General features: G+C 29.5%; 8 protein-coding genes. 6 read left to right on the top strand and 2 right to left on the bottom strand.

Annotation, left to right across the window (positions count from 1 at the left end):
* The first annotated feature begins 462 nt into the window (after positions 1-462).
* The 6 genes from Q0984_RS05435 (at position 463) to Q0984_RS05460 (ending at position 4,943) form a co-directional block, all read left to right on the top strand.
* Positions 463-735: a hypothetical protein gene (locus Q0984_RS05435; protein WP_299524743.1), complete on the top strand. Its 273-nt coding sequence runs from the start codon at positions 463-465 to the stop codon at positions 733-735.
* Positions 736-776: 41 nt separating this feature from the next.
* A complete protein-coding gene (locus tag Q0984_RS05440) occupies positions 777-944 on the top strand; it encodes a hypothetical protein (protein ID WP_299524746.1) in 168 nt (55 codons plus the stop codon).
* 494 nt (positions 945-1,438) lie between these two features.
* Positions 1,439-2,539, top strand: coding sequence for an ABC transporter substrate-binding protein (locus Q0984_RS05445; protein ID WP_299524749.1), 1,101 nt, complete (start codon positions 1,439-1,441; stop codon positions 2,537-2,539).
* Positions 2,540-2,548: 9 nt separating this feature from the next.
* On the top strand, positions 2,549-3,562 hold the full coding sequence (locus Q0984_RS05450; RefSeq protein WP_299524753.1) for an iron ABC transporter permease: 1,014 nt from the start codon (positions 2,549-2,551) through the stop codon (positions 3,560-3,562).
* The gene (locus tag Q0984_RS05455; protein WP_299524756.1) at positions 3,553-4,356 is read left to right on the top strand and encodes an ABC transporter ATP-binding protein; all 804 of its coding nucleotides are present in this window, start codon (positions 3,553-3,555) and stop codon (positions 4,354-4,356) included. The genes Q0984_RS05450 and Q0984_RS05455 overlap by 10 nt, the downstream gene beginning before the upstream one ends.
* A gap of 11 nt (positions 4,357-4,367) precedes the next feature.
* Positions 4,368-4,943, top strand: coding sequence for an FmdE family protein (locus Q0984_RS05460; RefSeq protein ID WP_299524759.1), 576 nt, complete (start codon positions 4,368-4,370; stop codon positions 4,941-4,943).
* Between the two features lie 73 nt (positions 4,944-5,016).
* On the opposite strand, the gene Q0984_RS05465 is transcribed toward Q0984_RS05460, so the two are convergent.
* Positions 5,017-8,829 (bottom strand): right-handed parallel beta-helix repeat-containing protein, encoded by a 3,813-nt coding sequence (locus Q0984_RS05465; RefSeq protein WP_299524762.1) that lies wholly within the window; start codon positions 8,827-8,829, stop codon positions 5,017-5,019.
* Between the two features lie 195 nt (positions 8,830-9,024).
* On the bottom strand, positions 9,025-11,388 hold the full coding sequence (locus Q0984_RS05470) for a carboxypeptidase regulatory-like domain-containing protein (protein ID WP_299524764.1): 2,364 nt from the start codon (positions 11,386-11,388) through the stop codon (positions 9,025-9,027).
* Positions 11,389-11,619: the final 231 nt, after the last annotated feature.

The following is an 11,619-nucleotide window of genomic DNA, read 5'->3' on the forward strand; positions in this document are numbered from 1 at the left end:
GGAGCTCTTTCAAAAACTTGTGTGATTTGAATTTTTCATAATTTTTGGGTTTATTAAATTTTTTCATCTTATTTTTTCTTATTTTTTGATTTAAAAGTAGTAAAATTAATATATTGGGTGGAGCTTAAATATTAACATGTTTGATAAGAATATGAAAGCTCCATATTGTTATATGGAGTCAAAACAATTTAAACTTTTCGATTTTGTACATAAGTTTTCTGAATTTCGTCAATTTGATGATCTTTATCGTTTGGCTGTCAAAATATTGAGAATAATCTCATTAGATTAGAAAAACAGGTAAAATTTACTTTAAAAATAAAATTGCTATATGTTCTAGTTGTAACTCTAAAAATAAGGTTAAAAATGGTACTTATGAAAGAAAACTTATTTTTTTAAGAATTGGGGAGCAAATTTGCATTATTCAAAAGTATAAATGTAAAAAATATGGTAAATTTTTTTTATATGGATTTATCTTCACTTGTTTATTTAAATTCTAATATTACATTGCCTGTTATTGATTGTATTAATAATTTATATCAAATTTATGGTGTTGGACTTCATAAAATTCGATTTAACTTAAAACAAGAACATAATATTGAAATCTCACATCAAAGTATTGAAAATATTTTATTAAAGTCAAATTATGAATTTAACTATGAAATTGGTTTTATTCAGGATATTACTTGTTTGATAGTCTTTGGGTTAAAATTAACGGTAAATGAAAGTATATTTTAGCTTTATTTGATGTTAAATTAAATACTCTTGTTTCCATCAATTTGGTTGAATTAGAAGATTCTGAGACTATTTATCAATTTTTAGATGATTCACTAAGAAATCAAAAGAAAATTTCAATTGGAACAGATTTAAAACCTGAATATAGCAAAGCAATCGATAAATTAAAAGTTAAACACCATTTTGTAAATTTTATGTCAAACAAAGAATAAACAAAAGATTTAAAGATTATTTCAATAAAAATGAAGTTGATGAAAAGAGTATGGGTGAGTTAATTAATTTAAAACACTTAATTTTCAAATTATTGGATGCAGAAACACTTGATGAATATGAAAATATATGAGACAAACTAATTAACTTTAAATGTGAAAATAACAGGTTTGTAAAGAAATTATCATGGAAATTCATCATTCCTTACTTTAAAAAGTTAACAACACATCTTAAAAATAGATATATCCCATCCACAAACAATAAAATTGAAAATATCTTTCAAAAAGTATTTTCAAAACATATCAAAAGAACAATGAAAATAGAAAAAGGAGTTCTAAAAAGATTCATGCTAAAACTAAACCATTGGAACATAAAAAATGAAAACTAAAAAAAATCACACAAGTTTTTGAAAGAGCCTTTCAAGGTTTTAGTAAATTATTTATCTCGTTAAATAAATAAATTCATATCAATATTTATTAATTAGTTAGTGATAGTTATGGAAAATAAGAGTAAAATTATTATTTTAATTTTGGCTATTTTGGTTATATGTGGAGTTGGTGCTCATATATTTTTAACTCCTTCCACTGTAGAAACAGTAGGATCTAAGAATATAACTGATATGGCTGGAAGAACTGTGCAAATACCTGCTTCTGTAGGTAATGTAGTAGCTACTAGTCCTCCAATGACAACTGTTATTTATATGATTGCTCCGGAGAAGTTAACTGGTGTGAATTTCCAGTGGAATGATAATGAGCTTAAATATGTTCCTTATCAATATGCTAATCTTCCAGTTGTAGGTGGATGGTATGGAACACAGGATGGTAGTTATGAGGAATTTATAGCTTCTGAACCTGATATGGTTATAGAATCTATTGATGAAGGTGGAGATGGAAATTTAGCTACTGTTCAAGAACGTCAAGATAAATTTGGGGAAATTCCTGTTGTTGCAGTTAATGACACAACTGATGTTGAAAAGGTAGATGGTTCAATAACTTTCATTGGAGAAGTTTTAGGAGCTAAGGATAATGCTAAAAAGTTAACAGATTTTAATGATAAGTATTTAAATGAGGTACATCAAAAATCTGCACAAATAACTGATAAAAAAACAGTTTATTATGCTGAAGGTAATGATGGTCTTCAAACTAATCCATCAAACTCAACTCATGGCCAATTGATTGATTTGGTAGGTGGTGAAAATGTAGCTAATTCACTAGCTCAAGGAAACACGACCTCAGGTATCCAAGTATCTATGGAACAAATTATTAAATGGAATCCTGATGTTATTATTACTACTAATCCTGATTTTTATGCAAAAATATATAATGATTCAAATTGGGCAAGTATCAATGCTGTTAAAAACCATGAAGTTTATTTATCACCACAATCTCCATTTAAATGGTTTGATAGGCCAGTTGGAGCAAATATGATTATTGGTGTCCCGTGGACTGCAAAATGTATTTATCCAGATCAATATAAGGATATTGACATGGTTGCTACTACTCAGGAATTTTATAGTGATTTCTATCATGTTGATTTAAGTAATGAGGAAGCTAAACAGATGTTGCTTGATTCAGGTCTTAAAGAGTCAAATTTATAAGGGATTCGTATGAATAATGAAAATAAGGAAATATTAAGTATTGTACTTTTAATTTTCCTCCCTATAATTCTTTTTTTCATATCTTTTTTAATTGGAAGATATCCAATTGATCCGGTTGATGTGATTAAAACTATCTTAAGTCCAATATTCCCAAGTTTAGAAGTATCTCAAACAATTACTACGATAGTATTTGAAATAAGATTGCCTCGTATAATAGGTGCATTAGTTGTAGGTGCTTCATTAGCTATGGCAGGTTCTGCATTTCAAGGAATATTTAAAAATCCATTAGTGTCTTCAGATTTACTTGGGGTATCTAATGGTGCCGGTTTTGGAGCAGCTTTAGCTATATTACTTTCTGGATTAAATATTGTAACTCAGATATTTGCATTTGTATTTGGATTAATTTCAGTAGCTATAACTTATTTAATCTCAAGGTCTTATAAAGATGGAGGGATATTAGTTTTAGTTCTATCTGGAGTAGCTATATCTGCGTTTTTTGGAGCTTTAGTTTCTGCAGTTAAATTCATAGCTGATCCAAATGATAAATTACCTGAAATTGTTTATTGGTTAATGGGAAGTTTAGCATCTATTACAGTTGATAAACTAATTATGATTTCAATTCCTATGATTATTGGTGTTGTTATTTTAATGTTACTTAGATGGTGTATTAACTTGTTAGCTATGGGGGATGAGGAAGCACAAGCATTAGGTTTGCATCCTTCAAGAACTAGATTAATTGTAATTGCAGCATGTACATTACTTACTTCAGCAGCAGTTTCTATTAGTGGTATTATTGGATGGTTAGGTTTAGTTATTCCCCATATGACTAGGATGATTGTAGGTCCTGATAATAAAATTCTTATTCCTGCTTCTTTAAGTTTAGGAGCTAGTTTCTTACTTTTAATTGATAATATATCAAGAGCAGTAATTTCAATTGAAATACCTATAGGAATATTAACGGCAGTTATTGGAGTTCCAATATTTTTATACTTACTTAGAAAGGGGTATTCACAATGGTCTTAGATGAAAAAATATTAGAAGTAAACAATATTTCATTTTCATATGATGATGAATTAATATTTGAAAACATTAGTTTTTCTATAAATAAAGGAGACGTGTTATGTATTCTTGGACCTAATGGGGCTGGAAAAACAACTTTAATTAAATGTTTGAATGGATTGCATGAAATTGATTCTGGTGAAATTTTAGTTAATGGTAAAAACATTAAAACATTATCCTTTTCTCAAATTTCTAAACATATTGGTTATATTCCACAGTCACATATTCCATCTTTTCCATTTACAGTATTTGATGTTGTTTTAATGGGTAGAGCACCTTATCTTAATCTAACTCAATCTCCTAAAAAAGAAGATGAAAAAATAGCTGAAAAATCATTGAAAACACTAGGGATATATGATTTAAAAGATAAAGAGTATACTAATCTTAGTGGTGGTGAAAGACAACTGGTATTTTTGGCTAGAATACTTACTCAACAGCCAGATATTTTAATATTAGATGAACCAACATCTCATTTAGATTTTGGTAATCAGATTAAACTATTAGAAATTGTGGATATGCTTGCAAACTCAGGGTTATCTATTATAATGTCTTCACATTTTCCAGATCATGCATTTTTAAGCTCTACTAAAGTAGCTATCATGAAAAATAAGAAATTAATAGATTTTGGAACTCCTGAAGATGTTGTAACTGAAAATAACTTAAAAGAAGCATATTCAATTGATGTTAAATTAATTGAATTAGATGAAAATAGAAAAATTTGTGTACCTATGAAAACAAACTTAAAATTAGAATTATGAGGTGATAAAAAATGATGACCGAAGAAGATTATGATGAACAATTAGCAAAAGCAGGAGATTTCCATGGGGAAATCTGTGGAGGAATAGCTATTGGAACTAAATTAGCTATGTATGGTTTGGATTTAATGGGAATGGAATTAAATCAAAGACATAAAAACTTAATTGTATTTTTAGAAATTGATAGGTGTATGGCTGATGCAGTTCAAGCTGTTACAAAATGTTCTATGGGTAAACGTTCATTAAAACAAATGTATTATGGTAAATTTGCAGTAACTTTCTATAATATGGATACTGGTGAAGCTTTAAGAGTGTCTGATGCTGATGCAAATAAACAAAATAAATCTAAAGAAACAAGAGAAGAAATGATTTATCGTTTCAGAGTCACTCCTCCTGAAGAATTATTCAATGTAGAAAAAGTTAAAGTTGAATTAACACCTTCTCAAATGCCAGGTAAACCTCATACTTCTGCATGGTGTTCTGTCTGTGGTGAAAAAGTAACTGATGGACGTCATTTAGTTAGAGGTGGAAAACCAATCTGTATTTCATGTGCAGAAGGTTCTTATTATGAAATAATTGATGATGAATAATTAAACCACTTTTTAGTGGTATTTTACTATTTTTTTTTAAAATAAAAAAAGTTAGATAGTAAAGAGATACTATCTATTTTGGAATTTCACTTTCAGGTACATTATAAGTGTATATTACTGATTTTGGTCTGTCTTCTTCAAATACTGAGAATCCTTCAATAATATTATTGGTGGAATCATAGTTTTCAGTTGAAAATCCAAATGTGGCTTTTCCTTGATGAACAACAACTTTTACTACTTCTTCTTTCTCTGTTTTGTAGTTTAATACGAAATATGTTGTTAAATCAGGAAGTTTATCAGCTACACTGCCATTATTGTAGAATGTTACTTCATATTTTCCTGGGGCTATACAACTTATGTTATATGGGATTAAAGTAGTATGGATTCTAGGACAAATAGTTCCAGGTCCAGTATTGTTTTCTCCCCATGTTGTGTATTTATTTGTTCCATACCAGTTAGGTCCTAATTGTAATTTTAATGTATCATTCCATTCACCAGGGCCATAAATTCCATTAGGATTAGCACTAACTTCTCCAAGAATTATTTGACTTGGTCCTTTTGCATTATTGTATATTGCATTATTCTCTACAATGAGTGTAGCTCCTGGAGCATAGGTGTAGTTCTCATTAACAGTTAAACCTTCAATTGTACTGTTTGAAATTTCATTACTTGTAATTTTGATTCCACTACAATTTTTAGCATCAATAAATACTCCCATGTAGTTATTATTAATTCTGTTATTTGTTACAGTTATATTTACTCCAGAATGTCTTATACTTATTCCATATCCATACGGGCCTTCAATCATAGTCATAGTATTGAATCCGATGTTGTATATAATGTTGTTGTCGTTGATTAAAGTGTTTGAATCATCTTTATCAAATTCAATTCCAAAGTTATTTCTAGTTATGGTATTTTTTTGAATGGAGTTATATTTAGCACTATTTAAGTAAATTCCATTGTAATAATATTGGATGTTATTATTTTCAATAGTTGTATTTTCAGAGTTTAAAATTGCAATACCATTTCCTGGAAGTAAGGTTTTACCTGTGTTGTAGTTTGCCATATTACTTTGATTTAATAAATTATTTAAGTTATTATTTTCAATCACTGTATTTTTGGCATTATTAATTATAATTCCAGACCCATTATTTCCATTAATGTTGAGGTTTTTAACTAAAACTCCATCAGCAACAATATTTAAAACACAAGTATTTAATTTTCCATTTAATGTAGTGTTCACATCACTTGTAAGAATAATACTTTTTGAAATATTTAAGGAAATATTGTTATACTCTTTTCCTGTAAATTTAATAGCTCCATTATTACTAATTGAATTTATTATACTTTGAATCTCGCTATTAGTTGCATTTTCTTTAATAAGAATTGTATTTAATACATTAACTTTAGCACTAGTAAATGCATTACCATAATTGATAGTTGCAATGTATTCTCCTGGATTTAAATTAATGTTTAATCTAGCGGTTCCATTTTCATCAGTAGTTCTATTATAGAATACTCCGTTAATATTAAAAGTTAAATTTACATTAGCTAAAGGACTGCCTTGACCATTAACTAATTTACCTTTTAAAGAATCAGAAATTCCAAAGAATTTTGTTAAATCAGAAGTAGTTAACACTGGTAAAACTGTAATATTATTTGAAACAAAACAATCATTGTATTGGGCAGTTATTATGTATTTCCCTGGATTTAAGTTGATGTTTAGGGTAGCTATTCCTTTATCATTAGTGGTTCTAGTGTAGAATACTCCATTAATATTGAATTTGACAGTTTGGTTAGCTATGGGATTTCCTTGATTATCAAGAGTTCTTATACTATATTGGCTAGCATTTTGGAAATATTTAATTAAATCTTTATTTTGATCCATATTTGCTTTTACAACAATGGTATTGGAAATAGATTCTTCAGTCACACTATTAGTACTTGTTATAATGTATTTTCCGGGATTTAAGTTGATGTTTAGGGTAGCTATTCCTTTATTATTACTCGTTCTAGTGTAGAATACTCCATTAATGTTCATAGTTACCTTGGTGTTTTTTAATATATTTCCAGTATTGTCAACGAGTTTTGGGTTGTATTGGGTGTTATTTCTAAAGATTTTTTCTACATCTTCAGCTGTAACTGTTGGAAGTACATTTATTGTACTGGTTAATTCTGTAGGGTTGTAATCATCATCTCCAGCATAACTTGCATTTATTTTGTACTCTTTATTTGAAATTAATCTGATAGTTATAGAAGCAATTCCATCTTTATCGGTTGTTCTAGTGTAAGTTTTACCGTTAATAGTTATACTTATAGTAGTATTAACAATTGCATTTCCATCATTGTCTTTTAATATGTATTTTAAAACATTACCATAGTAAATAGTGCTATTTTCAATATTTAAATCAGTATCTTTTGCATTGTTTGATGGGATATCAAAATCTGGTATTTCTAAATATGCGCATGGTCTTGTAGAAGAATTAGTGTAATCAATTGATCCATATCCTGGTCCAAGTGCAATTATTGTATTTTTACTTTCTTTAAATGTAGCATTTTTAAAGTTTGCAGTAGCAGTTCCGTTTATCATTTGTGAAATTTGGTAGATGTCTCTAGGTTTTATTGTACTACTGGTTCCTTCTTTATTTAAGAAGAAAGTTATATTTCCTACACTTAAGCAGTCAGCTACTTCTTTGTTATCTGCTCTAACTAAACTTATTTTATATACTCCTTTTGCTACTTTAATCATTTCTCCAAATACTAAATCTCTGGAACCATCTTTAAGAACTTTTGGTTCGTAGTAAGTACTTGGACAAAGTGTTTCCATGGAATATAAGTTACTTCCAACGTATATTATTCCAGTTTCTCCTTTTTCATTTTGCTGTGCAAATAAAGCTCTAGTTTTATGGTTTACTAATACATTGAAATTAATTTCTTGTGCTTGATAATTGTTAGCAAAACTTGCTTTGGTTTTATAAGTGTCAAACACTCCGTAATTTCCATTTTCAAAAATATAATTTCCATTTATTTTTAAACTAGTTACTGCACAATCAACGTATACTCCAGCACCATTGTTTGCTCTTTCTTGTAAAGTATTGTCTCTGTTATTCATTATAATATTGCTAATAATATTTACATTGTTTGCAGATTCAACAACAACTCCTTTCCATTTATTTCCAATAATATCGTTGTTTAATATGTTAATATTTTTATTACCCGTGCCAAGGTAAATTCCAGCATTATTATTTTTTTCAATTTTATTATTTGTAATAATAATAGAAGCGCTGTTTTCTAAGAGTATTCCTTTTTGAGAATATTTAATGTTATTATTTGTAATTGTAATTTGAGTTGCTTTTTTTAAGTATATTCCAGGACCATCACTTACTTCACTAATAGTATTATTGGTTATTTGGATGTTTTTTGCACCGTTTATGTAAATTGCATATGGATCAACATTACCATTTTTTCCAGCATTATTTATAAGTGTAAATCCGGAAAGAAGTGATCCTGAAGATGTTGGTCCAAAGTAAAAGATTCCTACACCATCAGATCCTGTAGTGTGTGATGGACATGCAGACATGGTTGTTCCTACATTACTTATTATTGTTAAGTTTTTATTTACTACAAAATGACAGTGTTCATAGTTTTTACCAGTTATTTCTATGGTGTCACCGTCAACTGCTTTATCGATTGCTTCTTGTATTGTTGGGTCTGTCATCTGATTTTGTGAAGAACCATCAACAACATATTTAGTTCCCAATACTTCATGTGTATCTGCCTGATTTATTACACTAGCATCGCTAGTACTATTATCTGTAGCACTAACTCCTTGTGCGAATGCAAATAACATGAAAATACATAAAATTAATATTATTTTTTTATTCATACTATTTACTCTCTTATAAATTCTAGTCATATTCAGCGATATGATTAATATTAATTATCATATCTATTGTTATATATGTCTTATCTTTTGAAATGAGAGTAATAGGGTAATTATATAAAAGTAGTTGTTTTTATTTCTTTAAAGATTAAAGTTGTTTTTTTAAAAAAAGAAAAAAGTAAGAGGTTGTAAAAACCTCTAAGCTTTATTATTAATAGTTATGTTGTTTCCAACTTGGTATCCATTCCATTCAGAAGTTATGATGTATTTTCCAGCGTTTAAGTTAATAGATAAACTTGCAACACCGTTTGCATCAGTAGTTTTGTTGTAGAATACGCCGTTTACATTGAAAGTTACATTTTGGTTAGCTATAGCTTTACCGTTACCGTCTAAAACAGTAGCATTGAATTTGCTTCCGTCTTTGAAAGTCATGTTTAAGTCAGAAGTTTGTAAAGTAGGAATTACTTTAACAGAATTACCTACTGCGTAATCTTCGTAGATTGAAGTAATAATGTAATCTCCTGGACGTAAGTTAATAGCTAAACTTGCAGTACCGTTTGCATCAGTGGTTCTAGTGTAGAATACACCATTGATGTTGAAAGTTACATTTTTACCAGCTACAGGTTTACCTTCGATATCAACTATGGTTGCGGTAAATTTGGTACCGTTTTTGTAGTATAATTCAATATCGGTAGTGATAACATTACTTTCTACAGTTACAATTTCTGCACATTCGATAGTGTCGTTACCATCTTGGTAAGTTGCGATTACAGCGTAGTTTCCAGCTCTGAGGTTGATTTTGATAGTAGCAGTACCATTTTCATTAGTGGTTCTAGTGTAAGTTACACCATTAATGTTGATTGAAATAGTAGCGTTTTCAATTGGGTTACTATCTGCATCAAGTAAAGTGTATTCAAGAGAATCTTCTCTGTAAATGATAGTTTCTGCAATATCTAAAGTAGTTTTACCGATAACAGTTACATCAATATCTTTTTTACATGCGTTGTAAGTGTATCCGTTTACAGCAACATCTGATCCTGCGTAAGCTATACTTAAAGTCCAGTTTCCAGCGCTTAATCCTTCTATACCAAATACACCGAAGTCATCAGTTGTAGTTGTGAAAGTTTCGTTAATACCAGTGTCTTCGTTAATTGCAGTAATGGTAATGTTTGCGTTAGCAATAGCAATTCCATTTGCACTGACTAATTGCATGTTTATGATTTCTCCACTATTAATGGTAGTTTCTGGAGCTTTAATTTCAGTATTTAAGTTGATAGGAGCAATAATGTAAGTTCCATTTTCTCCACCCCATGCAGCATCCATGAAAGTTACAGGAATAATTCCGTCAGCATAAGTGTTGTTTGCAACAGTTATAGTTCCAAGAGGGAGTAATGGACCACCTTGGCTGTATATGTATACTGCAGTGATGTCTTTTGCGTCACTACCTTCAGCAGCTTGGAAATCATTGTTTGTGATAGTAATAGTTTCAATAGTACTTGGAGCACCGTGTGCAGTGTTACCTTGTTCTATGTAAATTGGAGTAGAATCTTTGTTAGTAATAAAAACGTTGTTGTTTATTACAGTTTCACCAGCAGCTTTAACAAGACCTAAGTCGTATACTTTACTGTTTTTGAAAGTGTTACCTTCAACAACAACTCCTCTTACTCCTCCACCGTAGAATACACCGTACCATACGTTTTCGAAGGTGTTGTTAATGAATTGGAAGTTGTTTTGAGCACCAGATGCTATAGATACACCATCAAGGAGGTCGTCTCCAAAGTAACAATTAGAGATAATTGTGTTGGATCCACCCATGATGTTTAATGCTTTGGTACCGGTTTCTTTTTTACCTAATCCGATAGTTTTTGCATTAGTAGCTCCTACAAATGAACAATTGTCAATAAGAACTCCATTGTTTCTACCAGAGTAAACTCCAGAGTTACTGTTTTTGAAAGTACAATTCATAACACTAATGTTTTTTGCATTTTGTACTTCAATTGCACGTCCGTTCCATAAGGAAGTTACAACTTGAGCAGTAGTTTTGTTGGTTTTTTTATCAGTAACATTTTGAGTAGTGGTTACACTTACATCAAAGTTAAAGTTTTTGAAGGTAGTTCCATCAACACTACTTTCTTTGTTGTCAGTAACAAACCCATTGTCACAGAGTATGGTAGCATTGTTACCATCAAGAATTAATTGGTGGGTTATTTTAATAGCACCGACAGCAGCTGTTTGATTTTCAGGTCCATGCCAATTGTATTTTCCGTTTTCAGCAAATTTAATTATGTCTCCAGGATTGGATTCATCAATTATTTTTTGTACTTCATCGACAGTTGCACCATCTTTTACATCGCGAACCGTTGGTTGAGAAGTACCGTTATCAGCACTTATTACTCCACTCATATCAATATCTGAAGTTTGTACAGCTTCAATTTGTTCAGAATCGGATGCTACATTAATAGATTGAGTAGCAACATCTTCTGTAGCTGAAACCACAGATAATGAAATAGCAGCAATAAGAACTATTAATAATGATACTAAAATCTTATTGTTTATTTTCATTTTTAATTTCTCTCCATAAAGTTTGTAAATTAGCTAATAACATTCAACGACACAACACTCATTTACTATCGTCAAACAATTATTAGTATTGTAAATTTATATTCTTAATTACTATATAACTATTTATCTTTTGTTTTTGTGGACTTATCAATAATAATATTTATATATTTTTTAGTTTTTATGATGAATAAATGATAATAGTTTAATTTTTTTATATTTTAATTAAATAAA

This window comes from uncultured Methanobrevibacter sp. (assembly GCF_934746965.1).
Taxonomy (GTDB): Archaea; Methanobacteriota; Methanobacteria; order Methanobacteriales; family Methanobacteriaceae; genus Methanocatella.